Origin of the sequence: Gordonia sp. NB41Y (genome assembly GCF_030718915.1) — a bacterium.
Classification (GTDB): Bacteria; Actinomycetota; Actinomycetes; order Mycobacteriales; family Mycobacteriaceae; genus Gordonia; species Gordonia desulfuricans.
Genome location: NZ_CP132196.1, coordinates 5,495,732 through 5,519,853 on the forward strand (window position 1 = coordinate 5,495,732; position 24,122 = coordinate 5,519,853).

General features: G+C 68.3%; 20 protein-coding genes. 14 read left to right on the top strand and 6 right to left on the bottom strand.

All coding sequences use genetic code 11. The features are described from left to right. The first annotated feature begins 121 nt into the window (after nucleotides 1-121). From aztD to Q9K23_RS24085, 5 genes are all read left to right on the top strand, one after another. A complete protein-coding gene (gene aztD / locus Q9K23_RS24065; RefSeq protein WP_305950308.1) occupies nucleotides 122-1,360 on the top strand; it encodes a zinc metallochaperone AztD in 1,239 nt (412 codons plus the stop codon). Between the two features lie 81 nt (nucleotides 1,361-1,441). Next, entirely contained in the window at nucleotides 1,442-2,638 is a 1,197-nt protein-coding gene (gene coaE, locus Q9K23_RS24070) for a dephospho-CoA kinase (RefSeq protein WP_305950309.1), read from the top strand. 9 nt (nucleotides 2,639-2,647) lie between these two features. Then, a complete protein-coding gene (locus Q9K23_RS24075) occupies nucleotides 2,648-3,193 on the top strand; it encodes a DUF402 domain-containing protein (RefSeq protein ID WP_053777844.1) in 546 nt (181 codons plus the stop codon). Nucleotides 3,194-3,271: 78 nt separating this feature from the next. Then, complete coding sequence (gene uvrB / locus Q9K23_RS24080; RefSeq protein WP_053777845.1) at nucleotides 3,272-5,431, top strand: excinuclease ABC subunit UvrB; 2,160 nt, start codon at nucleotides 3,272-3,274, stop codon at nucleotides 5,429-5,431. A gap of 158 nt (nucleotides 5,432-5,589) precedes the next feature. Next, the gene (locus tag Q9K23_RS24085) at nucleotides 5,590-6,033 is read left to right on the top strand and encodes a universal stress protein (protein WP_020792630.1); all 444 of its coding nucleotides are present in this window, start codon (nucleotides 5,590-5,592) and stop codon (nucleotides 6,031-6,033) included. Between the two features lie 1,355 nt (nucleotides 6,034-7,388). Here the strand turns inward: Q9K23_RS24085 and Q9K23_RS24090 are convergent. From Q9K23_RS24090 to Q9K23_RS24105, 4 genes are all read right to left on the bottom strand, one after another. Continuing rightward, entirely contained in the window at nucleotides 7,389-9,698 is a 2,310-nt protein-coding gene (locus tag Q9K23_RS24090) for an AAA family ATPase (RefSeq protein ID WP_020792033.1), read from the bottom strand. Then, nucleotides 9,695-10,270: a hypothetical protein gene (locus tag Q9K23_RS24095; RefSeq protein ID WP_261978006.1), complete on the bottom strand. Its 576-nt coding sequence runs from the start codon at nucleotides 10,268-10,270 to the stop codon at nucleotides 9,695-9,697. Before Q9K23_RS24095 ends, Q9K23_RS24090 begins: the two co-directional genes overlap by 4 nt. 92 nt (nucleotides 10,271-10,362) lie before the next feature. Further along, nucleotides 10,363-11,175 (bottom strand): DoxX family protein, encoded by an 813-nt coding sequence (locus Q9K23_RS24100; protein WP_059036761.1) that lies wholly within the window; start codon nucleotides 11,173-11,175, stop codon nucleotides 10,363-10,365. A 90-nt stretch (nucleotides 11,176-11,265) separates the two neighbouring features. After that, the gene (locus Q9K23_RS24105; RefSeq protein WP_053777875.1) at nucleotides 11,266-11,967 is read right to left on the bottom strand and encodes an MBL fold metallo-hydrolase; all 702 of its coding nucleotides are present in this window, start codon (nucleotides 11,965-11,967) and stop codon (nucleotides 11,266-11,268) included. Between the two features lie 208 nt (nucleotides 11,968-12,175). Here Q9K23_RS24105 and uvrA point away from each other — a divergent pair, with 208 nt between their 5' ends. After that, nucleotides 12,176-15,034: an excinuclease ABC subunit UvrA gene (gene uvrA / locus Q9K23_RS24110; protein ID WP_020789897.1), complete on the top strand. Its 2,859-nt coding sequence runs from the start codon at nucleotides 12,176-12,178 to the stop codon at nucleotides 15,032-15,034. Nucleotides 15,035-15,112: 78 nt separating this feature from the next. Here uvrA and Q9K23_RS24115 read toward each other — a convergent pair whose 3' ends face one another. Beyond that, nucleotides 15,113-15,424 carry a hypothetical protein gene (locus tag Q9K23_RS24115; protein WP_020789893.1) on the bottom strand — a complete coding sequence of 104 codons (312 nt, stop codon included), beginning with the start codon at nucleotides 15,422-15,424 and terminating at the stop codon, nucleotides 15,113-15,115. A gap of 158 nt (nucleotides 15,425-15,582) precedes the next feature. Continuing rightward, entirely contained in the window at nucleotides 15,583-16,020 is a 438-nt protein-coding gene (locus tag Q9K23_RS24120) for a DUF1844 domain-containing protein (RefSeq protein ID WP_053777847.1), read from the bottom strand. Nucleotides 16,021-16,314: 294 nt separating this feature from the next. On the opposite strand from Q9K23_RS24120, the gene infC reads away from it, so the two are divergent. From infC to argC, 8 genes are all read left to right on the top strand, one after another. Further along, a complete protein-coding gene (gene infC / locus Q9K23_RS24125) occupies nucleotides 16,315-16,902 on the top strand; it encodes a translation initiation factor IF-3 (RefSeq protein WP_152972816.1) in 588 nt (195 codons plus the stop codon). Between the two features lie 114 nt (nucleotides 16,903-17,016). Then, nucleotides 17,017-17,211: a 50S ribosomal protein L35 gene (gene rpmI / locus Q9K23_RS24130; RefSeq protein ID WP_020791720.1), complete on the top strand. Its 195-nt coding sequence runs from the start codon at nucleotides 17,017-17,019 to the stop codon at nucleotides 17,209-17,211. 50 nt (nucleotides 17,212-17,261) lie between these two features. Continuing rightward, the gene (rplT, locus tag Q9K23_RS24135) at nucleotides 17,262-17,642 is read left to right on the top strand and encodes a 50S ribosomal protein L20 (RefSeq protein WP_053777849.1); all 381 of its coding nucleotides are present in this window, start codon (nucleotides 17,262-17,264) and stop codon (nucleotides 17,640-17,642) included. Between the two features lie 49 nt (nucleotides 17,643-17,691). Then, on the top strand, nucleotides 17,692-18,492 hold the full coding sequence (locus Q9K23_RS24140; RefSeq protein WP_305950310.1) for an RNA methyltransferase: 801 nt from the start codon (nucleotides 17,692-17,694) through the stop codon (nucleotides 18,490-18,492). Next, nucleotides 18,489-19,109 (top strand): class I SAM-dependent methyltransferase, encoded by a 621-nt coding sequence (locus Q9K23_RS24145; protein WP_020791722.1) that lies wholly within the window; start codon nucleotides 18,489-18,491, stop codon nucleotides 19,107-19,109. The genes Q9K23_RS24140 and Q9K23_RS24145 overlap by 4 nt, the downstream gene beginning before the upstream one ends. 246 nt (nucleotides 19,110-19,355) lie before the next feature. Beyond that, complete coding sequence (pheS, locus tag Q9K23_RS24150; protein ID WP_053777876.1) at nucleotides 19,356-20,423, top strand: phenylalanine--tRNA ligase subunit alpha; 1,068 nt, start codon at nucleotides 19,356-19,358, stop codon at nucleotides 20,421-20,423. A gap of 45 nt (nucleotides 20,424-20,468) precedes the next feature. Continuing rightward, complete coding sequence (pheT, locus tag Q9K23_RS24155; RefSeq protein WP_305950311.1) at nucleotides 20,469-22,943, top strand: phenylalanine--tRNA ligase subunit beta; 2,475 nt, start codon at nucleotides 20,469-20,471, stop codon at nucleotides 22,941-22,943. A gap of 130 nt (nucleotides 22,944-23,073) precedes the next feature. After that, complete coding sequence (gene argC, locus Q9K23_RS24160) at nucleotides 23,074-24,111, top strand: N-acetyl-gamma-glutamyl-phosphate reductase (RefSeq protein ID WP_053777850.1); 1,038 nt, start codon at nucleotides 23,074-23,076, stop codon at nucleotides 24,109-24,111. The last annotated feature ends 11 nt before the right edge of the window (nucleotides 24,112-24,122 follow it).

The following is a 24,122-nucleotide window of genomic DNA, read 5'->3' on the forward strand; positions in this document are numbered from 1 at the left end:
TGAGCTGAGTTCTCACCTGTGGCCCCTTCCCGGTTTTCCGGGGAGGGGCCACAGTGGTCTCCGGATGTATGCACAGATAGCTCTTTGACAATAATTTTCAACAAGGGCTTGACTGTCTGGCGTGCTGAAACACCGGACAAAACTGACACATTCACTCGCACTGGCCGTGGTGGGCGCCTTCGCCCTCGCCGCGTGCGGGTCCGACGGCTCGGACCCGGCCGCGTCGAGCTCCTCGGCCGCCGGCGGCCACGAGGCCGAACAGCAGAGCGCCACACCGCGTCTGGCGCTGAGCTACGACGGCGGCGTGCTGGTCTACGACGCCGACACCCTCGAGCAGGTCGCCGACATCCCCGTCGAGGGCTTCCTGCGCCTCAACTCCGCCGACAACGGCCGTGACGTCTTCGTCAGCGAGCCGGACGGATTCCACGTCCTCGACATGGGCACCTGGACCCGGCGGCACGGCGACCACGGTCACCACTACACCACCCAGCCGCAGATGACCGAGATGCGTTTCGGCGGAACCAAACCCGGCCATGTCGTGTCCTTCGACGACCGGCTGACCCTGTTCAGCGACGGCACCGGCGAGGTCACCGTCGTCGAACCCGTCGAACTGGCCCAGGGGAACGCCAAGTCCACCTCGTACACCGTTCCCGAGGCGCACCACGGCGTGGCGGTGGCCCGCGGTGACGGCTCGCTGGTGGTCACGATCGGCAACGAGGAGAGTCGCTCGGGGATCGCCATCCTGGACAAGGAACGTCACGAGATCACCCGCTTCGACCAGTGTCCCGGGATCCACGGTGAGGCCGCGGCCGCCGACGGTGTGCTGACCTTCGGCTGCCAGGACGGCATCCTGATCGTGCGCGGCAACGAGATCCGCAAGGTCGACTCCCCGGATCCGTACGGCCGCATCGGAAACCAGGCCGGCAGCGCGGATTCGCCGATCGTGTTGGGCGACTACAAGACCGACGCCGACGCCGAGACCGAACACCCGAATCGCTTCACCCTCACCGACACTCGCACCGCTCAGCTGAAGATCGTGCCCTTCGACGCCAGCTACAGCTTCCGCGGTATCAAGCGCGGCCCCGGCGGTCAGGCGCTGATCCTCGGCACCGACGGGGCCCTGCACATCTTCGATCCCGAGACCGGGACGCAGACCCGCACCATCCCGGTGATCGGTGCCTGGACCGAGCCCGCCGAATGGCAGGAGGCGATGCCGAACCTGTTCGTGCTCGACGACGAGGCGTACGTGACCGATCCGGCCACCCGCAGCCTGGTCCGGGTGGACCTCGACAGCGGTGAGGTGTCGCAGAAGGCGACCCTGCCCAAGGAGACCATCGAACTGACCGGCGTCACCGGCTGATCCGGATCGGCCAAGACCGATCGACAGTGTGGCAGACGGGTGGTGTCGCGACCGTCACACCCGTTTGCCACACTGGGAGCCGTGATCAGAGTGGGCCTGACCGGCGGCATCGGTGCCGGGAAATCGACCGTCGCCAAGACTTTCATCGATCGCGGCGGCTACCACGTCGACGCCGACAAGATCGCCCGCGAGGTGGTCGAACCGGGGACACCGGGACTGGCCGCCCTCGCCGAGGCCTTCGGTGCGGAGATCCTCGCCGACGACGGCACACTCGACCGCCCCGCACTGGCGGCCAAGGCCTTCGTCGACGACGAGAGCAGGCAGAAACTCAACGCCATCACCCACCCGCTGATCGGGGCGCGCACCCAGGAACTCCTCGACGCCGCGCCCGAGGACGCGATCATCATCCAGGACATCCCGCTGCTGGTGGAGAACCACACCGCGCCGTTCTTCCACCTCGTCGTGATCGTGCACGTCGATGCCGAGGAACGGGTCCGCCGGCTCACCGAGTTCCGCGGGATGCCCGAGGCCGACGCCCGCGCGCGGATCGCGGCCCAGGCCACCGATGAACAGCGTCGCGCCGTCGCCGACGTCTGGCTGGACAACTCCGGCACCCCCGAGCAGCTCGCCGTCGCGGCCGCGGCCGTGTGGGCCGAACGACTGGTGCCGTTCGAGGCCAACATCCGGTCGCGTACCCCGGTCCGCGGGCCCCTGACCCTCGCCGACGCCGATCCGGAGTGGGCGGCGGCCGGTACCCGGCTGGTGAACCGGCTCTGGGCGGTGGTGGGGGACAAGGCATCGGCGATCGACCACATCGGATCCACCGCGGTCCCCGGACTGATCGCCGAGCCGACCATCGACATCCAGGTGAGCGTCGCCGACCTGTCGGTGGCCGATGCGCTCACCGACACCCTTGCCGACGGCGGGTTCCCGAGGGTTCCCGGGGTCGAGGGCGACAATCCCAAACCGGATCCCGCGACCGGCTCGGTCGGCGCCGGACTGTGGGGCAAACGCCTGCACGCCTCCGCCGACCCGGGCCGCGCGGTCAACGTCCACCTGCGGGCCGCCGGATCGCCGGGCGGCCGGTTCGCCGTCGACTTCCGCGACTGGTTGCGCGACGACGCCGCCGCCCGCGACGAGTACGCCGCGCTCAAACGGCAGGCCCTCGACACCGCCGACGGCGACGCCGACCGCTATGTCGCGGGCAAGGAACCGTGGTTCGACCAGGCCTACCGTCGGATCGCGGCATGGAAGGCCGGCCGCGGCGACAACCGATAGGGTCGAACGATGTCCGAGCACAACCACATCCATCCACCCAAGCGCGAGGTGTTCGATGTGCCGGCGATGACCAACACCGACAACAAGGGTTTCGTGCGGCCGGTGGAGCGGTACGAGGTCACCGACTTCGGCCTGTACATGTCCCGGACCGCCGACCACCCGCGGTTCCATCACCTCGAGACATGGTTGCTGCCGGCACTGGGACTGCGTGCCAACATCTTCCACTTCGTCGATGGGCACCGTTCCGGTCAGCGGCTCTACCTCGATGTCGGGCGGTTCGGCGGACCCGACGCCGACGGACGATGGCATGCCGAGGACTGGTACCTCGACCTCGTCGACGTACCGGGGACCCCGCTGGAGCTGGTCGACGTCGACGAGCTGTTCGAGGCCCATACCGCCGGTCTGCTCGACACCGCCGAGTGCACCGAGGCCGTCGCGATCGCGACCCGCACGCTGGTCGGTGCCGCCGAGCACGGCCACGACGTGCAGGCCTGGCTGGAGGCCGCAGCCGGCGGGTCGGTGTCGTGGCGCGACCCCGCACCCGTGCAGGGCTGACGCCCGGCGCGGTACCGGTGTCGGTGCGGTCACCTGCACGGGAACACTCGTGTCGGTCCCCGCGTTTACCCTCGAATCATGGCCTTTGCAGCAGAGCGACCGGTGATCGCGCATTCCGAGTACCGCCCGATCGGCGAGATCGAGCGCGTCGAGGGCCACTTCGAGGTGGTCAGCGAGTACGAGCCGTCGGGTGACCAGCCCACGGCGATCGCCGACCTGGAACGGAGGATCGGCGCCGGGGAGAAGGACATCGTCCTGCTCGGTGCCACCGGTACCGGCAAGTCGGCCACGACGGCCTGGCTGATCGAGAAGGTGCAGCGGCCCACGCTGGTGATGGCCCCCAACAAGACCCTCGCCGCGCAGCTGGCCAACGAACTGCGCGAGATGCTGCCCAACAATGCCGTCGAGTACTTCGTCTCGTACTACGACTACTACCAACCCGAGGCATACATCGCCCAGACCGACACCTACATCGAGAAGGACTCGTCGATCAACGACGACGTCGAGCGGCTGCGGCACTCGGCCACGTCGAGTCTGTTGTCGCGGCGCGACGTCGTGGTGGTGGCCTCGGTCTCCTGCATCTACGGCCTGGGTACTCCGCAGTCCTACCTCGACCGGTCGGTGGAGGTGGCGGTGGGCGAGGAGATCGACCGCGACGCGCTGCTGCGCCTGCTCGTCGATGTCCAGTACGCCCGCAACGACACCGCCTTCACCCGTGGCACCTTCCGGGTGCGCGGGGACACCGTCGAGATCATCCCGTCCTATGAGGAACTCGCCGTACGGATCGAGTTCTTCGGCGACGAGGTCGAGGCGCTCTACTACCTGCATCCGCTCACCGGAGACGTGGTGCGGCAGGTCGATTCGCTCCGGATCTTCCCGGCCACCCACTACGTCGCCGGGCCGGACCGGATGGAGAAGGCGATGAAGTCCATCGAGGACGAACTCGAGGAGCGCCTCGCCGACCTCGAACGCAAGGGCAAACTGCTCGAGGCGCAGCGGTTGCGGATGCGCACCACCTACGACCTGGAGATGATGCGGCAGGTCGGGTTCTGCTCCGGCATCGAGAACTACTCACGCCACATCGACGGGCGTGCGGCCGGCACCGCCCCGGCCACCCTGATCGACTACTTCCCGGAAGACTTCCTGCTGGTGATCGACGAGTCGCATGTCACCGTGCCGCAGATCGGCGGTATGTACGAGGGCGACATGTCCCGCAAGCGCAACCTCGTCGAGTACGGCTTCCGGTTGCCGTCGGCGGTCGACAACCGTCCGCTCACCTGGGACGAGTTCGTCGACCGGATCGGGCAGACCGTGTATCTGTCGGCGACCCCGGGCTCCTACGAGCTCGGCCAGTCCAACGGCGAGTTCGTCGAACAGGTGATCCGGCCGACCGGACTGCTCGACCCCGAGATCGTCGTCAAACCCACCAAGGGGCAGATCGACGACCTCGTACACGAGATCCGCGAGCGCACCGAACGCGACGAGCGTGTCCTGGTCACCACGCTGACCAAGAAGATGTCCGAGGATCTCACCGACTATCTCCTCGAGCTCGGCATCCGGGTCCGCTACCTGCACTCCGAGGTCGACACCCTGCGGCGCGTCGAACTGCTCCGACAGCTCCGATCCGGCGACTACGACGTCCTCGTCGGCATCAACCTGCTGCGTGAGGGCCTCGACCTGCCCGAGGTGTCGCTGGTCGCGATCCTCGACGCCGACAAGGAGGGGTTCCTCCGTTCCACCACCTCACTGATCCAGACCATCGGCCGTGCCGCGCGCAACGTGTCGGGGCAGGTGCACATGTACGCCGACACCGTCACCGACTCGATGCGCAATGCGATCGAGGAGACCGAACGGCGTCGCGAGAAGCAGATCGCCTACAACAAAGAGCACGGTATCGACCCGCAGCCGCTGCGCAAGAAGATCGCCGACATCCTCGACCAGGTGTATCGGGAGGCCGAGGACACGCCCGCCAATGTCGTCGGATCGGGTCGCAGTGCCAGCCGTGGCCGGCGCGCGCAGGGGGAGGTGCAGGGCAAGGCGGTCAGTGCCGGGGTGATCGAGAACCGTGACGTGTCGACCATGCCGCGCGCCGAACTGGCCGACCTGGTCGCCAAGCTCACCGACCAGATGATGTCGGCGGCCCGCGACCTCCAGTTCGAGCTCGCCGGCCGGCTCCGCGACGAGATCGCCGACCTGAAGAAGGAGCTCCGCGGTATGGACGCCGCCGGGATCAAGTGAAGTGAACTGGGACGATCGTCCAGCAGATCGCCGATCCCGGCGATCGGGGGACAAATCGCGCCTGGCACACTAACCTGCGGATTCACGGCACCCTGGAGTGTGGGGGATGGTTGTGTGCCCGTCGCCCGGCGGGCCCGGATCAACTATGGAGGTCAGGAATGAGCGCATACACCACGATCGTCGTCGGAACCGACGGCTCGGAGTCGTCGATGAAGGCGGTGGATCGTGCCGGCGCGTTGGCGGGGGAGTCGACCACACTCGTCATCGCATGCGCATACTTTCCCAACGACCGGGCCCCCGGTGAGGTCGCCGACGTCCTCAAGGACGAGGCCTACCAGGTGACCGGCTCGTCACCGACCGAAGAGATCCTGCGCACCGCCAAGGAGCGCGCACTGTCCGCGGGGGCCAAGCTCGTCGTCCAGCGGGCCATCAAGGGCGCACCCGTCGACGCCCTGCTGCAGCTGGTCACCGACACGCAGGCCGACCTCCTCGTCATCGGTAACCGGGGCCTCAACTCCATCGCCGGTCGTCTCCTCGGGTCCGTGCCCGCCGACGCCGCTCGTAAGTCCACTTCGGACGTGCTGATCGTCCACACGACATAGGTTCTCGACCACCTCGGAGGTGGGTCACCGACGCTCTCGTCGTACCGGATTTCGACACGGGTCCTGTTCAATCGGCTAGTGGGTAACGGTGGTTGAGCCGATGAGGAGCGGAGCGACGAGGCGTGTCGAAACCTCGGTGAGCCGAGTTCGGGTGGTGACCACTTCTGAGGTGGTTGCGGACTTTGTCGGCGTGCGGGGTCTCGACTCGGGTCCTCGCCTTGGGGGCTCGGTCCCGGCTCGACCATCCATGGTGGTTGCGTGCGGTTTACGGTGGTTGAGCCGATGAGGAGCGGAGCGACGAGGCGTGTCGAAACCTCGGTGAGCCGAGTTCGGGTGGTGACCACTTCTGAGGTGGTTGCCGACATTGTCGGCGTGCGGGGTCTCGACTCGGGTCCTCGCCTTGGGGGCTCGGTCCCGGCTCGACCATCCAAAGTGGTTGCGTGCGTTTTACGGTGGTTGACCCCTTGAATCCGCCGAGCGACGAGGCGTGTCGAAACCTTGGTGGGCCGACGTCGGGTGGTGACCAGCTCTGAGGTTGGTTGCCGACTTTGTCGGCGTGCGGGGGTCTCGACACGGCTTATCGCCCTTGGGGCTCGGTCCCGGCTCGACCATCCATGGTGGGCACCTCTGAGGTTGGTAGCGGACGTTGTCGGCTCACGGGGTCTCGACACGGGTCCTCGCCCTTCGGGCTCGGTCCCGGCTCGACCATCCAAAGTGGTTGCGTGCGTTTTACGGTGGTTGAGCCGATGAGGAGCGGAGCGACGAGGCGTGTCGAAACCTCGGTGAGGTGGCGTCGGGTGGTGACCACCTCAGAGGTGGTAGCGGACGTTGTCGGCTCACGGGGTCTCGACTCGGGTCCTCGCCTTGGGGGCTCGGTCCCGGCTCGACCATCCAAAGTGGTTGCGTGCGTTTTACGGTGGTTGAGCCGATGAGGAGCGGAGCGACGAGGCGTGTCGAAACCTCGGTGAGGTGGCGTCGGGTGGTGACCACCTCAGAGGTGGTTGCCGACGTTGTCGGCTCACGGGGTCTCGACACGGGTCCTCGCCCTTCGGGCTCGGTCCCGGCTCGACCATCCAAAGTGGTTGCGTGCGTTTTACGGTGGTTGAGCCGATGAGGAGCGGAGCGACGAGGCGTGTCGAAACCTCGGTGAGGTGGCGTCGGGTGGTGACCACCTCAGAGGTGGTTGCCGACGTTGTCGGCTCACGGGGTCTCGACACGGGTCCTCGCCCTTCGGGCTCGGTCCCGGCTCGACCATTAAACGGGGAACCTCGGTGGGCCGACGTCGGGTGGTGACTGCCTCTGAGCTGGGCCACCGCCCCCGACGCACCGGATCCTGATCAGCCGGTTGACGTGCGTCAGTCGCGCGCGGGCATGTCGGCGAGTTCGGGTGGCAGGGCGGTGGCATGAACGACGACGAGCCGTTGGGTACTGCGGGTGAGCGCCACGTACAGGTCGCTGTGGCCACGTGGGGACTGCCCGACCAGCGCCGACGGTTCGACGACCACCGTGGTGTCGAACTCGAGGCCCTTGCACGTCGTCACGGTGTGTACCCGCGGCCGGGCGTCGTCGTCGACATCGAGTGCGGCGACGGCCGCCGACGTCTCGCGCAACAGAGTGTCCGGGACGACGATGCCGGTCAGACCTGTCAGTTCCGTGCTGGTGGCCTCCCGGACGGCGGTCGCCACCATGTTCTCGACCCGCACCTGCACGGCGACCGGTTCGATCCCGTTGGACCGTAGTGACGTCGGCGCCGACATCGACGGACTCACCGTCTTCAGCACCCGCGCTGCGTAGGTCATGATCTCGCTGGGCGTGCGGTAGTTGACGGTCAGCTCCCGCAGCTGCCAGCGTTTGGCGACGTACGGTTCGAGTACCTGACCCCACGATGTGGTGCCGGCCAGGTCGCCGGTCTGGGCGGTGTCGCCGATGATCGTCATCCACCGATTCGGGATGCGGCGCATCACCATTCGCCACGCCATCGCCGACAACTCCTGCGCCTCGTCGACGATGACGTGCCCGAAGGTCCAGGTACGGTCACCGTAGGCGCGTTCGGCGGTGGTGGCGCGCGTGGTCTGCGTCTGTCGCGATGCGAGCTGCTCGGCATCGATCAGGTCATAGGCCATCAGGATCTCCGGGTCGAGCTCGTCCTCGAGATCCTGTGGTGCCGAACCGGTCAGGATGTCCAGTGCGTCCTGTGCCTCGGCGAGCTGCCGGCGCCACTGCTCCCGCTCGGCGGCCTCGGCCTCGGCGGTCCCGAACCCGATGAGCTCGGCGAGCTCGTCGAGCAGCGGAACGTCGGCCGGGGCCAGATCGTGGTCGTCGTCGGAACCGTCCCGATGCAGCGTGACCCGCTCGGCATCCGACCAGCCCGGCGTGCACTTGCGCAGACCGGCCTTGTCGGCGAACAGGTCTCGCAACAGGTCCTGCGGTGTGAGGGTCGGCCAGAACTCCAGTAACACTTCCCGGATGTCGGGGTCGCGGCTCATGTCCGAGCGGATGTCGGCGATGTCGGCCGAACTGAGCAACTGCGAGCCGTCGAGCAGGCTCGATCCGATCGCCTTCGCGTGGCGGGCCGCCAACCCGTCGAGCGCGGACCGCAGGAACACTGTCTGCGCCTGGTTGTGCGCCTTGCGTGAGGATCGGGCCTTGCCGCGCGCGACCTTGATCAGCTCGCTGTCGACCTCGACCGTATACCCCTCGAAGGACACCGGGATGGGCTTGCGGGGCAACGACTCCTGTGCCCGGACGGCACGCTTGAGCACGTCGACCATGGCCAGGCGTCCCTTGACCTCACGGGTCTCGCGCGCCTCCTCGGCGGTGGCGTGGACACCGGGGAACATCTCGCCGATGGTGGCCAGCAGCACCCCGGACTCACCCAGCGACGGCAACACCTGTCCGATGTAGTCCAGGAAGTCACTGTTCGGCCCGATGATCAGAATCCCGCTCCGCGAGAGGATCTCACGATGGGTGTAGAGCAGATAGGCGGCGCGGTGCAGCGCCACCGCGGTCTTACCGGTACCGGGACCGCCCTGGATGACCGTCACGCCACGATGGGGTGAGCGGATGATCAGGTCCTGCTCGCGCTGGATGGTCTCGACGATGTCGGTCATCTCGCCGGTGCGGGCGGTGTTCATCGCGGCGACCAATGCCGACTCGTTGACGACGTCACCGTGGCCGAGATCGTCGAGCGATGCCCCGTCGCCGGTCAGCAACTCGTCGTTGACCGTCCGGACCTGACGGTTGCGGGTGCGGATGTGTCTGCGGCGCACCACGTCCTCGGGTGCGGCCGGGGTCGCGAGATAGAACGCCCGGGACAGCGGCGCCCGCCAGTCCAGTAGCAGGGTGGTGTCGGCGGCATCGTCGTTCAGGATGCCGATACGACCGATCCGGCGGGTCTCGCCGTCCTCCAGATCGAGCCGACCGAAGTACAGATTGTGTTCTGCCGCATCGAACTTCGCGAGATCCTCGACGTACATCCGCTCATAGGACTCACGCTCGGACTGCGCCTGCGGGGTACCCGCGGACTCCCGCAGGGTCGCCGACAGCCGGCGGCGTGTGGTGGCGCGCATCCGGTCCAGCCGTGCGTAGACCTCGGCGAGGTGATCCTGTTCCTCGGTGACGCGGGGGTCGGCGGTGTCGACCGGGTGGGTGTCGGGCGTGCTCATCGGAGGTACTCCACGGTGAATCCGGCGTCATGTACGAGGCCGGCGCCGCGTATCGCGGCGCCGAGCGTCGAGGCGGCGGTCGGGTCGGTCAACAGTGCGCAGGCGTCGGCGGCCGCACCGGGCAGCCCGGTGTCGACACGTCGCCCGAGCCAGTCGAGCACGTGCTGCTGTGAGCCGAAGTCGAGTCGAGTGGTCGGGGAGTCGCCGAGTACCCCGTGCCGCGACACGTAGACGCAGTACGGGTGGTCGACGGGCAGGCGGTGCCCGGGCAGGTGAAGGGGATGGCTGGTGTGGCTCACGGTCATTCGATGATAGTTCGGTTCGGTGGCGTCGAGAACGTCGAGGTGGCGCGGGTCGAACCACGCCGCGACGGTCGACAACACGGCTCCCGGAGCCCGGTACGGGGCGGCCGGGATGTACCCGCGTCGTGCGACATGCCCGGAATATCCTACTGCCACCGCGTGCATCTCGACCGACACCAGCCGGTCGTCGAGGTCGGCGACGTCGAGTCCGGCGTCACCGAACTTGCGGCGCAGCACCGAGATCGAGGCATTGGAGCCGACGGCTACCACCAACGTCGACCCCGGTGGGGGCGTGACCTGTCCGCGCACGGCCGATTGGGCCGACGCCTCCCACCAGGGGTAACGATCAGGGGGGAGCAGGGTCAGGACGCCACCTTGCGCCAGCGTCGGCGACCCGCTTCGGCGATCTCGGGTGCGCGTTCACCGATCAGCTCGGCGATCTCGGCCGACCGCTCCCGGGCGGCCTCGGCGATCTCGGGAGCGCGGTCGCGTACCTTCTCGGCGATCTCCGGAGCGCGGTCACGCACCTTCTCGGCGATCTCGGCCGAACGTTCGCGGGCGGCCTCGGCGAGTTCGGGAGCCCGCTCGCGCAGGATGCCCGCCGCATCCTCCGACCGCTCGGCCAGCGCCGCAGCACCCTCCTGGGTGCGTTCGACGAGGCTGTCCCAGGCCGTCGGCGCGGTCTTCGCGGCCACCGGCAGCGCAGCCGCCAGCGCCGCCTGCGCGGCCTCGGCCCGACGGCGTCCGCGCCATGCCAGCGACGGCTTGCCCTCGGTGTCGGCGGCCGCGATCAGCAGGCCGCCGGTGAGGCTCACGTTCTTGAGGAAGTTGGCCTTCTGTGCGGCCCGCTTGGCCGGGTCGGTCTCCTGCCAGAACGGATGTCCGGCGAAGGTCGTCACCACCAGCGAGCCGGCGAGGCCGGTCGCGGCCAGACGCGGGTAGCGGCCGGTGGCGAGCATCAGGCCACCCAGGACCTGGGCGGCACCGTTGATCCGGACCAGGGTGGCGGGATCGCTCGGCAGCACCCCCGACACGGTCGGCGGCAGGGCGTTGAGCGAACTCTCGATGAAGTCACCCGCCATGTCGGCGCGGCCGGTCGGCTGACGGACCGCGTCGAATCCGGAGATGATGAAGATCGAGGAGAGCATCGGACGGGCGATACGGCGAAGAATCATCGGTGACACTGCCCTTCGTTGATCGGCTGGCAATCGGCGCCCAATCGAGGCTACCCGCCGCGGCCGGAAGAGGTCCGGTGTCGACGTGCCTCACCACCCCCGCGCGCGCCACTCGGGCAGTGACGGCCGCTCGGCACCCACGGTCGTGTCGAGGCCATGCCCCGGGTAGACGACGGTGGAATCGGCGTAGCGGTCGAAGATCTTGGTCGAGACGTCGTCGATCAGGGTGTCGAAGTCACCCGGCTGCCACGTCTTGCCCACGCCGCCGGGGAACAGTGAATCACCGGTGAACAGGTGTACGACGCCGTCGGCGGGATCGGTCAGCGCCAGGGCGATCGAGCCGGGGGTGTGCCCGACCAGGTGGATCGCATCGAAGGTCAGGTCGCCGACGGTCACCGTGTCGCCGTCGTCGACGAGGGTGTCGGGGGTGACCGGGAGCGGTTCGGCGTCGAAGCGGCCGGCCGCCGTGGGGACGCCGAGTGCGGCGGTGACCTGCTCGAGCGCCTGCCAGTGGTCGGGATGCTGATGGGTGGTGAAGAGGAGTTTCGGGGTGCCGCCGAGCTGTTCGAGCACCGCGAGGATGGAGTCCGCGTCGTTGGCGGCGTCGATGATCAGCTGATCGCCGGTGGCGCGCGAGGTCACCACGTAGACGTCGTTGTCCATCGGACCGACGGACAGTTTGACGATGGTGGCGTTGGAGAGGGTTCGGCGCTGGGGGCGTGAGCCCGTGGGGCCGTCGTCGGACAGATTGCCGGTGTAGTCGTCGGAGATGGTCAGGTCGGCTGCGGTCATGGTCATCGAGCCTAGTCGTCACCGACGTCACAGCCGAGGCATCCGCGCAGTCCAGACGCGTATCGTGGATGCGTGATGCGACGGCCTGGACCCGTCGCACGAGCATGCTCGACACCATTGTGTCGGTGGCCGTCGTTACGGTCGACGTGCGGGACGCCCGTGCCCTGGCACGTGTCTCGCCCGAGACCAAGTCGTAGATAGGAAAGCAGTGGTTGATCGCCTGATCGTCCGCGGAGCCCGTGAGCACAACCTGCGGGGCGTCGACGTGGACCTCCCACGCGACAGTCTGATCGTCTTCACCGGTCTGTCCGGGTCGGGCAAGTCGTCGTTGGCCTTCGACACGATCTTCGCCGAGGGCCAGCGGCGCTATGTCGAATCGCTGTCGGCGTACGCCCGGCAGTTCCTCGGCCAGATGGACAAGCCCGACGTCGACTTCATCGAGGGGCTGTCGCCGGCGGTGTCGATCGACCAGAAGTCCACCAACCGCAACCCGCGGTCGACGGTCGGCACCATCACCGAGGTCTACGACTACCTCCGCCTGCTCTACGCGCGCGCGGGCAAGCCGCACTGCCCGACCTGTGGTGCGGCGATCGCCAAGCAGACCCCGCAGCAGATCGTCGACCAGGTGCTCGAGATGGAGGCGGGCACCCGGTTCCAGGTGCTGGCCCCGGTGGTCCGCACCCGGAAGGGCGAGTTCGTCGACCTGTTCGCCGAACTGCAGACCCAGGGCTTCTCGCGCGCCCGGATCGACGGCGTGGTGCACCAGCTGAGCGATCCGCCCAAGCTCAAGAAGCAGGAGAAGCACGACATCGAGGTGGTCGTCGACCGTCTTGCCGTCAAGTCGAGTGCCAAGCAGCGTCTCACCGATTCGGTGGAGACCGCCCTGCGCCTCGCCGACGGCATCATCGTGCTCGACTTCGTCGACCTGGAGGAGAACGACCCCAAGCGCGAGCGTCGTTTCTCCGAGCGGATGGCCTGCCCCAACGGCCATCCGATCGCGATCGACGAGCTCGAGCCGCGGTCGTTCTCGTTCAACTCGCCCTACGGCGCCTGCCCCGAGTGCGACGGACTCGGTGTCCGCAAGGAGATCGACGAGGATCTCGTCGTCCCCGACCCGGACCTGTCGCTGACCGAGGGTGCCATCGCGCCGTGGTCGAGCGGCCACAATGCCGACTACTTCCTGCGCCTGGTGTCGGGCCTGGCCGACCAGATGGACTTCGACGTCGACACGCCGTGGAAGAAGCTGCCCGCCAAGGCGCGCAATGCGTTGCTCAACGGCAGCGAGCACCAGGTGCACGTGAAGTTCCGCAACCGCTACGGCCGCACCCGCTCGTACTACACCGAGTTCGAGGGCGTGATGGCCTTCCTCAACCGGCGGATGGACCAGACCGAGTCCGAGCAGATGAAGGAACGCTACGAGGGCTACATGCGGGACGTGCCGTGCCCGGCGTGCAACGGTGCGCGGCTGCGTCCGGAGATCCTGTCGGTCACCCTCGACCACCCGACCCACGGCGACATGTCGATCGCACAGGTCTGTGCCCTGTCGATCGCCGAGTGCTCGGAGTACCTCGACGGCCTGACGCTCGACGCCCGTCAGGCCGCGATCGCCGGTCGGGTGCTGAAAGAGGTCCAGGCACGCATCCGGTTCCTGCTCGACGTCGGACTCGAATACCTGTCACTCGAACGGGCGGCGGGATCGCTGTCCGGCGGTGAGGCCCAGCGCATCCGCCTGGCCACGCAGATCGGTTCGGGACTGGCCGGCGTGCTGTACGTGCTCGACGAGCCGTCGATCGGACTGCACCAGCGCGACAACCGTCGCCTGATCGACACCCTCACCCGGCTGCGCGACCTCGGCAACACCCTGATCGTCGTCGAACACGACGAGGACACCATCAAGTCGGCCGACTGGATCGTCGACATCGGTCCCCGCGCCGGTGAGCACGGCGGCGAGGTGGTGCACAGCGGCAGCTACAAGGACCTGCTGAAGAACCGCAAGTCGCTGACCGGTGCCTACCTGTCCGGTCGTGACACGTTGCCGGTGCCCGAGATCCGCCGGCCGATCACCAAGAACCGTCAGCTCACCGTGGTCGGTGCCCGGGAACACAACCTGAAGGGCATCGACGTCTCGTTCCCGCTGGGGGTGCTCACCGCGGTCACCGGGGTGTCCGGCTCCGGGAAGTCCACCCTGGTCAACGACATCCTGGCCACGGTGCTGGCGAACAAGCTCAACGGCGCACGGCAGGTCCCCGGTCGGCACACCCGGGTGAACGGGCTGGGCAACCTCGACAAGCTCGTCCAGGTGGACCAGTCGCCGATCGGACGGACCCCGCGGTCGAATCCGGCCACCTACACCGGCGTCTTCGACAAGATCCGGACGCTGTTCGCCGCCACCACCGAGGCCAAGGTCCGCGGCTACCAGCCGGGCCGGTTCTCGTTCAACGTCAAGGGCGGCCGGTGCGAGGCGTGCACCGGTGAGGGCACCATCAAGATCGAGATGAACTTCCTGCCGGACGTGTACGTGCCGTGCGAGGTGTGCCACGGCGCGCGGTACAACCGCGAGACCCTGGAGGTGCACTACAAGGGCAAGACCATCTCCGAGGTCCTGGACATGCCGATCGACGAGGCCGCCGAGTTCTTCGAACCGGTCACCTCGATCCACCGGTACCTCAAGACGCTGGTCGACGTCGGCCTCGGCTATGTGCGGCTCGGGCAGCCCGCACCGACGCTGTCCGGTGGCGAGGCCCAGCGTGTGAAGCTGGCCGCCGAACTGCAGAAGCGGTCGGCCGGCCGGACGGTGTACATCCTCGACGAGCCCACCACGGGCCTGCACTTCGAGGACATCAAGAAGCTCCTCGTGGTGATCAACGGACTGGTCGACAAGGGCAACACGGTGATCGTGATCGAGCACAACCTCGACGTGATCAAGACCGCCGACTGGGTCGTCGACATGGGTCCCGAAGGCGGCGTCGGCGGTGGCACCGTCGTCGGCGAGGGGACTCCGGAGGAGATCGCCGACACCCCGGCCAGCCACACCGGCAAGTTCCTCGCCGAGATCCTCAACAGCTAGACCCGCGACACCCGGAGACCGCAACACCCGGAGATTGCAGAGTTTGGAGATCGGGGTGATCCGCAGGTCCGGGGCCGGCTACCGGCCCATGGACTTGCGGATCTCCTCGAGGCGTTTCTTGGCGGCTTCGTCGCGTGCGCGCATCATCTCGTCCACCGACTGTCCTTCCGGGGTGGACTCGGCGAGCTCCTGCGAGCCGATCGCGGTGGCGATCCGGTTCTCGATCTTGTCGCGGACGAAGTCGAACGTCGGGACCCCGCCCTCGGTGTAGTCGGGGTCGGGTACCGAACCGATCACCGGATCGGCCGGCACGACCTCGCCGTCGATGATCTGGCCGGTGGATGCGCTCGGATCGTACGGCGTCGGTTCGGGGGCATCGGGCGTCGTCATGACCCAATGCTAGGCCGCGTAGGGGCCGACCGAGGCCGGGTGCGCCGCCCCGCGAGGTGTTCGCGGGTCAGGCCGGGCGGAGCCATGTCCTGCCCGCGCGGCACAGTCGGTCGGCACCCGGGTCGGCCGTGGGTCGGTCGACGCCGGAGACCGGCCGCTCAGGGGCGGCGGTCGCGCACCGGTCCGGTGTACTTATCGCCCGGACCCTCGCCGGGCGCATCCGGGTAGGCGCTCGCATCGCGGAAGGCGAGCTGCAACGCCTTCAGGCCGTCGGTCAGGGGTTTGCGGTGCAGACCGAGGTCACCCTCGGCGGCCTTGACCAGGCCGGCGAGTGCGTTGATCAGGGCCCGTGCCTCCGGCATGTCCTGGTACTGCGCGTCGCCGCCCGCCTCGGGGCCGACCTTCTCCGCGGCGGCGCTCATCAGCATCAACGCGGCCCGGGTGATCACCTCGATCGCGGGAATGGTCGCGAGCTCGCGGACGTTGTCATCAGCGGCTTCGGAAGTCGTCGAATCGGCTGCACCGGCACCCGTTCGATCGTCGACAGCTCCGCTACCAGCGGCGTCGTCGGAGGGCGAATAGGCATTTCCGGTCATGGCTGTTAGACTTCCATAGCACGACCGCCCCGGTTACCGCCGGGGTAGCAAGTGGAGTTCCGCTCCCACCGTCACGACGCGTCTCGAACGCAGTTGGACGGTCCCGGTCCGTTCGACTCGTTGTCGACCGCTGCGCGCGGTCCCGGGTCGAGACGATGGTGACATCGTCAGGATCGGTCGGTGACGGAGCCCTGCGATTCTCATCGCGGGGCTCTTTTGCTGGGCCCCGGATATCCGCCTGTACCCGACTCTCATCGCGGCGGCCGACCTGTTCGGAATTATCAAGGAGGCCCCATCAGCACTGAGACCCGCATCAACGAGCGCATCCGCGTCCCCGAGGTCCGACTTGTCGGACCCAACTCGGAGCAGGTGGGCATCGTGCGTGTTGAAGATGCGCTGCGCTTGGCATACGAGGCCGATCTGGACCTGGTCGAGGTTGCGCCGGACGCCCGTCCGCCGGTGTGCAAGATCATGGATTACGGCAAGTTCAAGTACGAAGCCGCCCAGAAGCAGCGTGAAGCGCGTCGCAATCAGCAGATGACCGTCATCAAGGAGCAGAAGCTCCGCCCGAAGATCGACGACCACGACTACGAGACCAAGAAGGGTCACGTCGTCCGGTTCTTGAAGGACGGGTCCAAGGTGAAGGTCACCATCATGTTCCGCGGACGTGAGCAGTCTCGACCCGAGCTGGGTTTCCGGCTCCTGCAGCGACTCGGCAACGACGTCGCCGAGTTCGGGTTCATCGAGACCTCCGCCAAGCAGGACGGACGGAACATGACGATGGTCCTGGCCCCGCACAAGGGTGCGAAGACCCGCCAGAAGGCGCAGGAGCAGTCGCAGAGCCCGGCCACCAAGCCGGCGCAGGGCGACGCCCAGGGCTAGTCACCACGGGGTCGTCGACGATCGGGGGATCGCCGCGACACCACAGAGCACTGCGGACGAACCACGCCCGTCACCCGCGGGCGTGGCTCTCGTTCGCTCGAATGAAGGAAGAACATGCCGAAGAGCAAGACCCACAAGGGCACCGCGAAGCGCTTCAAGGTGACCGGTAGCGGCAAGATCGTGCGCCAGAAGGCCAACCGTCGCCACCTGCTGGAGCACAAGTCGTCCCGCCGGACCCGTCGTCTCGACGGCACCGCCGTCGTCAGCGAGAACGACGCACCGCGCATCAAGCGCCTGCTGAACCGCTGACCCGGTCCGGTTTTCTCGAGCATCACCTGTACTGAAAGAGGATTTGACACATGGCACGCGTGAAAAGGGCGGTCAACGCCCAGAAGAAGCGTCGGACGACCCTCGAGGCGTCGAAGGGCTACCGCGGCCAGCGGTCGCGCCTGTACCGCAAGGCCAAGGAGCAGCAGCTCCACTCGCTGACCTACGCCTACCGGGACCGTCGCGCCCGCAAGGGTGAGTTCCGCAAGCTGTGGATCGCGCGTATCAACGCTGCGGCCCGCGCCAACGACATCACCTACAACCGCTTCATCCAGGGCCTGAAGGCCGCCGGCCTCGAGGTGGACCGCAAGGTGCTCGCCGACATCGCCGTGACCGACCCGGAGGCCTTCACCGGTCTGGTCGAGGTCGCCCGCAAGGCGCTGCCCGCCGATGTGAATGCGCCGGCCGCCTGAGCGCTCATCGAGCACACCACGACCCGCGAGTGATCGACGGAACGATCTGATGGAGATCCTGTCCGAACGATCCTCGCGGGTCGTGTCGTTGGCCAAGCTGCACCGCGCGTCCGTCCGCCGCGCCGAGGGCCGGTTCCTGGTCGAGGGGGCCAACTCGGTGACCGCGGCGCTCGACACCCGCCGCGCCGAGACGGTGCTCGTGCGTGAGGACGAGACCGAACGCCACGCCGAGATCCTGGCGGCTGCGGCGGCTGTCGGACTGCCGGTGTTCGGGTTGTCGGCGCGTGCCACCGAGAAGTTGTCGGAGGCCACCACCGCGCCGGGGATCTTCGCGGTCTGCCGGCTGCTCGACGCCGACCTGGCGACGGTGCTGGCCGACGGTCCGCGTCTGCTCGCGGTGGCCGTGGAACCACGCGAACCGGGCAACGCCGGGACGCTGATCCGCACCGCCGACGCGATGGGTGCCGATGCGGTGCTGATCCTCGGCGACGCCGTCGACCCGCACAACGGAAAGTGTGTGCGGGCCAGCGCGGGCAGCGTGTTCCACCTGCCGATCGTCCGTCATCGCGACGTCGACGCCACACTGGCCCGGTTGCAGGAGAACGGGATCGTCGTCCTCGCGACCGCAGCCGACGGAGAACTCGATCTGGACCACGCCGACGACGTGCTCGCCCGGCCCACCGCCTGGCTGTTCGGCAACGAGGCGCACGGATTGCCTGCGACGATCGCCACGGCCGCCGACCATCGCGTCTCGATCCCGATCCGTGGTCGCGCCGAGAGCCTGAATCTGGCTGCGGCGGCGTCGATCTGCCTGTACGAGAGCGCCCGCATCCACGCTCGCGGCCGATGAGCCGACCCGGGTACGACGCACTCGCCGACCTGTACGTGCAGACCTTCGGGTCGCCGTACCCGACACCCGCCGACCGCGAGATCATCGAGGCCTTCGCCGGTCTCGTCGTCGAGAGCGGGCTCGCGGGCACGGTGGTCGACGTCGGATGCGGACCCGGCCAGGTCACCGCCCACCTCGTGGCGTCAGGGCTCGACGCGATCGGCGTCGACCCCAGCACCGAGATGCTCCGGCACGCCCGTCGGCTGCACCCGCACGTCCGCCACCTCGCCGACGACGCGCACCTGTGCGCCGAGGGACTACGCGAGATCCCGATTGCCGCGATCCTGGCCCGCTACAGCCTGATCCACGTATCGCCGTCCGACATCCCCGAGATCCTCACCGGCTGGGCCGCGCGTATGCCGTCCGGTGCGATGGTCTGCGTCGCCGGCCAGTCGAGTGACGTCGTCGGCGAGGTGGTGGAGTTCGACCATCGGGTCGCGCGCGCCTGGCGATGGCATCCGGACGCGATGTCGGAGGCGCTGGGCCGCGCCGGATTCGACGAGCACTCACGAACGGTCGTCCGTCCGGACGCCCATCGCCGCTTTCCCGAGGCGACCCTGATCGCCCGGCGGCGCTGAACACCCACAGGCAACGAACACCGACAGACACCGAACACCCACACGCGCAGAACACCCACACGCGCAGAACACGCGGCGAGGGTAAACATGCGGGGACGTCGGCACTCGCCTCCCTGCAGGTCAACGCGTTTGCGCCGTCGACTACCCTCGAATGGGTCGATCGTCGGTCGGATCGGTGCTCCGTTCCGGTCGCCCATGACCTTCGACGTTCCGCATCAGACACGTGATAAGAGGAGTTCGCCGACCGTGGCCCCTTCCGCCGACGACCGGGGATCGCAGGATCTCCGGTTCCCCGAACCACAGGAACTCGACGCCGCAGCACAGGCCGCGGTGGAGGCCTTCGAGTCGGCGGGTGACCTCGACGCGCTGGCCACGGTGAAGACCGAGCACCTCGGCGACCGCTCGCCGATCGCGCTGGCGCGCCGCGCCCTCGGCGCCCTGCCCAAGGACCAGCGGTCCTCGGCCGGAAAGCTGGTCAACGAGGTCCGTGGCCGGGTGTCGGCAGCGCTCGCCGCCCGCACCGAGGTGCTCGAGGCGCAGCGTGACGCCGCGGTGCTCGTCGCCGAATCAGTGGACGTCACCCTCCCGTCGCGACGCCGTCCGGCCGGTGCCCGCCACCCGATCACGGTGATCGCCGAACAGGTCGCCGACGTCTTCGTCGGGATGGGCTGGGAGATCGCCGAGGGTCCCGAGGTGGAGACCGAGCATCACAACTTCGACGCGCTCAACTTCCTGCCCGACCATCCGGCCCGCTCCATGCAGGACACCTTCTACATCGCCCCCGAGGGGTCGCGGCAGGTGCTGCGGACGCACACCTCGCCGGTGCAGGTGCGGTCGATGCTCAAGCGTGACGTCCCGATCTACGTCGCCTGCCCCGGACGCACCTTCCGTACCGACGAGCTCGACGCCACCCACACCCCGGTGTTCCACCAGATCGAGGGCCTGGCCGTGGACAAGGGGCTGACCCTGGCCAACCTGCGCGGAACGCTGGAGACCTTTGCGCGCGCCCTGTTCGGGCCGGAGACCACCACCCGCATGCGGGCGAGCTACTTCCCGTTCACCGAACCGTCCGCCGAGGTCGACGTGTGGTTCCCGGCCAAGAAGGGCGGCCCCGGCTGGGTGGAGTGGGGCGGCTGCGGCATGGTGAATCCGAATGTGTTGCGTGCCTGCGGAATCGACCCCGACGTCTACTCCGGGTTCGCCTTCGGAATGGGCTTGGAACGCACCCTGCAGTTCCGCAATGACATCACCGACATGCGCGACATGGTCGAGGGCGACATCCGCTTCTCCCTGCCGTTCGGACCCGCGGTCTGACCCGCCCGGATACCGTCAGACGATCGACGAAAGTAGCTGATTGACGTGCGTGCCCCACAGTCCTGGTACACCGAGGTGCTTCGAGCGGGAGATCCGACCTGGTCGGCATCGGTCGAGGAGGTCGACGCCGGCTTCGTCCGCGTGGGCTTCGAGATCGAGGACATCGACGCCTTCCCCGAGATTACCGGCCCGCTGGTGGTCGGCCGGGTCGAGACCATCACCGAACTCACCGAGTTCAAAAAGCCCATCCGCTACTGCATGGTGGATGTGGGCGCCGATGAGCCAACCGGGATCGTCTGCGGTGCAAGGAATTTCGCCGAAGGTGATCTGATCGTCGCCTCGCTGCCCGGCGTGGTGCTGCCCGGCGGCTTCGAGATCGCCGCCCGCAAGACCTACGGCCATGTCTCCAACGGCATGATCTGCTCGGTGTCCGAGCTGGGTATCGGCACCGACCACAGCGGCATCCTGGTGCTGGCCCCCGGTACCGCCGAGCCCGGTGCCGACGCGCGCGAGGTCCTCGGTCTCGACGACGTCGCGATCGACGTGAACGTCACCCCCGACCGCGGCTACGCCTTCTCGGTGCGCGGTCTCGGCCGTGAACTCGCGAGCAGCTTCTCGGTGCCCTTCGTCGACCCCGGACAGTCGGTCGAGGAGATCACCGTCGACGGCGGCGAGGCCTGGCCGGTCGCGATCGACCCGGCGTCGGCCGCCACGCGGTACACCGCCCGCATCCTCGAGGGTGTCGACGCCGGCGCGATCTCGCCGTGGTGGATGCAGAAGCGACTGCTGGTGGCCGGTATCCGGCCGATCTCGGCGATCGTCGACGTCACCAACTACGTGATGATCGAACTCGGTCAGCCGCTGCACGCCTTCGATGCCGACAAGATCACCGGCACCGTCACCGTGCGCAATGCGGCACCGGGGGAGAAGCTCACCACGCTCGACGACGTTGTCCGCGAACTCGATCCCGAGGACGTCGTGATCGCCGACGACAGCGGCCCGATCGCCCTCGCGGGTGTGATGGGCGGCGGCGCGACCGAGGTGGGCCCCGAGACCACGCGTGTGCTGCTGGAGTCGGCCACCTTCGACCCGGTGCGCGTCTTCCGCACCGGTAAGCGCCACAAGCTGACCTCCGAGGCCAGCAAGCGGTTCGAGCGCATCGTCGACCCCGAGATCACCGTCGCGGCTTCCGATCGTGCGGCCGGACTGATCGTGGAGATCGCCGGCGGTACCGTCGCCTCGCCGCTGTCGGAGGCGCGCATCGAACTGCCGTCGGTCGCCCCGATCACGATTGCCGCCGACGAACCCGATCGCACCGCGGGTGTCACCTACCCGGCCGGGACCACCGCCGCGCGGCTGGTCGAGGTCGGTTGCACCGTCACCGGCACCGATCCGCTCGAGGTCACCCCGCCGTCGTGGCGCCCGGACCTGCGTCAGCGCGCCGACCTGGTCGAGGAGGTGCTGCGCCTGGAGGGTCTCGAGGACATCCCGGCGGTGCTGCCCACCGCCCCCGGCGGCACCGGCCTGACCGCGCAACAGCGGCGGCGCCGCAGCATCGGCCGCACCCTGGCGCTCGACGGATACGTCGAGGTGCTGCCGTATCCGTTCATGCCCGCCGGGGTCTTCGACCAGTGGGATCTGCCCGCCGACGACGAGCGCCGCAAGACCGTCAAGGTGCTCAACCCGCTCGAGTCGGAGCGCCCCGAGCTCAACACGACGTTGCTGCCCGGGCTGCTGGAGATGGCCGCCCGCAACATCGCCCGCGGGCAGCGCGACCTGTCCCTGTTCACCATCGGCCAGGTGGTGATCGCCGGGGCGAATGTCACCTCCGTGGGTGCCCTCGACGTCACCCGCCGGCCCACCGACGAGGAGATCGCCGCCCTCGACGCCTCGTTGCCGCACCAGCCGCTGCACGTCGCGGTGGTGCTGACCGGCCTGCACGACCCGGCGGGCCCGTGGGGTCCGGGCCGGGTGGCCGATCACCTCGACGCCTTCGAGGCCGCACGCAGCATCGGCCGGGCCGCCGGGGTGTCCGTCGAGCTGTCGGCGGCCCAGGAGAAGCCGTGGCATCCGGGCCGTTGTGCCCGCATCAGCGTCGACGGGATCACCGTCGGATATGCCGGTGAGCTGCATCCGGCGGTCCTGGAGAAGGCCGGACTGCCCAAGCGGCTGTGCGCGGTCGAGGTCGACATCGACGCCCTGCCGCTCACCACGATGCTGCCCGCACCCGACGTCAGCGTCTTCCCGGCGGTGCTGCAGGACGTCGCGGTGGTCGTCGCCGCCGACGTGCCCGCCGCCGACGTCGAGCACGCACTGCGTGACGGCGCCGGTGAGCTGCTCGAGGCGATCGAGCTGTTCGACGTGTTCACCGGCAGCCAGGTCGGTGAGGGACGCAAGTCGCTGACCTTCGCGCTGCGGTTCCGCGCCGACGACCGCACCCTCACCGAGGACGAGGCCAACGCGGCGAAGCTCGCGGCGGTCGAGGTCGCGGGTGAGCGGGTGGGTGCGCGCCTGCGCTGATCCCGGCGGCCGCCGATCTCGCGGGTCACCGCTCCCGGCGCGGCTGATCCCGGCATGACGATCGGGGTGGGCATCCACCCCGATCGACCCGGTGGATGAATGTATTTGCATAGGAGTGCATAATGTTCCTATGACGATCAAGGTTGCAGTCGCCGGAGCCAGTGGCTACGCAGGTGGAGAGATCCTGCGTCTGTTGTGCGGACATCCACGACTGCGATCGGGGGAGCTCGAGATCGGGGCGCTGACCGCCGGCGGCAACGCCGGCAGTCCCCTCGGATCGCTGCATCCGCATCTGCTGCCGCTCGCCGATCGGATCCTCGAGGAGACCACCCCGGAGATCCTGGCCGGTCATGACGTGGTGTTCCTGGGACTGCCGCACGGGACCTCCGCGGTGATCGCCGACGCCCTCCCGCCGACCACGCTGATCATCGACTGCGGCGCCGACTTCCGGCTCAAGGATCCCGCCGACTGGACCGCCTACTACGGCGGTGCCCACGCCGGGACCTGGCCCTACGGGCTGCCCGAGCTCCCGGGCAACCGGGAGGTGCTCAAGGATGCGAGCCGCATCGCGGTACCGGGTTGCTATCCGACGGTCTCGATCCTGTCGCTGCTCCCGGCCGTGGCCGCGGGCCTGGTGGAGCCGACGGTGACCGTGGTCGCGGTCAGCGGCACCTCCGGGGCCGGCCGCGCCCCCAAGGTCGATCTGCTGGCCTCCGAGGTGATCGGCTCGGCCCGCGCCTACGGCGTCGGCGGCGTACACCGGCACACCCCCGAGATCGCGCAGGCACTCTCGGCGGCGGCCGATCTTCCGGTGTCGGTGTCGTTCACACCGGTCCTGGTCCCGATGTCGCGCGGCATCCTCGCCACCTGCACCGCCCGCACGTCGGCGTCGGCCGACGAGGTGCATGCCGTGTATGAAAAGGCTTACGGCGACGAGCAATTCGTCCACCTGCTCCCGGCCGGATCCCTGCCGGCGACCGGCTCGGTGATCGGCTCCAATGCGGTGCAGATCGCGGTGACAGTCGACGAGCGGGCCGGGACGCTGGTGGCCGTCGGCGCGATCGACAACCTCACCAAGGGCACCGGTGGGGCGGCAGTGCAATCGATGAACCTGGCGTTGGGCTGGGACGAGGCAGAAGGACTGAGTACCGTGGGAGTGGCTCCGTGACTGCACAGGAC

What these genes read in the sequence shown, in the direction of transcription:
- Q9K23_RS24075 (WP_053777844.1), top strand. Translation starts at nt 2,648, where the DNA reads ATGTCCGAGCACAACCACATCCATCCACCCAAGCGCGAGGTGTTCGAT.
- uvrB (WP_053777845.1), top strand. Translation starts at nt 3,272, where the DNA reads ATGGCCTTTGCAGCAGAGCGACCGGTGATCGCGCATTCCGAGTACCGC.
- Q9K23_RS24085 (WP_020792630.1), top strand. Translation starts at nt 5,590, where the DNA reads ATGAGCGCATACACCACGATCGTCGTCGGAACCGACGGCTCGGAGTCG.
- Q9K23_RS24090 (WP_020792033.1), bottom strand. Translation starts at nt 9,698, where the DNA reads ATGAGCACGCCCGACACCCACCCGGTCGACACCGCCGACCCCCGCGTC.
- Q9K23_RS24100 (WP_059036761.1), bottom strand. Translation starts at nt 11,175, where the DNA reads ATGATTCTTCGCCGTATCGCCCGTCCGATGCTCTCCTCGATCTTCATC.
- Q9K23_RS24105 (WP_053777875.1), bottom strand. Translation starts at nt 11,967, where the DNA reads ATGACCGCAGCCGACCTGACCATCTCCGACGACTACACCGGCAATCTG.
- Q9K23_RS24115 (WP_020789893.1), bottom strand. Translation starts at nt 15,424, where the DNA reads ATGACGACGCCCGATGCCCCCGAACCGACGCCGTACGATCCGAGCGCA.
- Q9K23_RS24120 (WP_053777847.1), bottom strand. Translation starts at nt 16,020, where the DNA reads ATGACCGGAAATGCCTATTCGCCCTCCGACGACGCCGCTGGTAGCGGA.
- rpmI (WP_020791720.1), top strand. Translation starts at nt 17,017, where the DNA reads ATGCCGAAGAGCAAGACCCACAAGGGCACCGCGAAGCGCTTCAAGGTG.
- rplT (WP_053777849.1), top strand. Translation starts at nt 17,262, where the DNA reads ATGGCACGCGTGAAAAGGGCGGTCAACGCCCAGAAGAAGCGTCGGACG.
- Q9K23_RS24140 (WP_305950310.1), top strand. Translation starts at nt 17,692, where the DNA reads ATGGAGATCCTGTCCGAACGATCCTCGCGGGTCGTGTCGTTGGCCAAG.
- Q9K23_RS24145 (WP_020791722.1), top strand. Translation starts at nt 18,489, where the DNA reads ATGAGCCGACCCGGGTACGACGCACTCGCCGACCTGTACGTGCAGACC.
- argC (WP_053777850.1), top strand. Translation starts at nt 23,074, where the DNA reads ATGACGATCAAGGTTGCAGTCGCCGGAGCCAGTGGCTACGCAGGTGGA.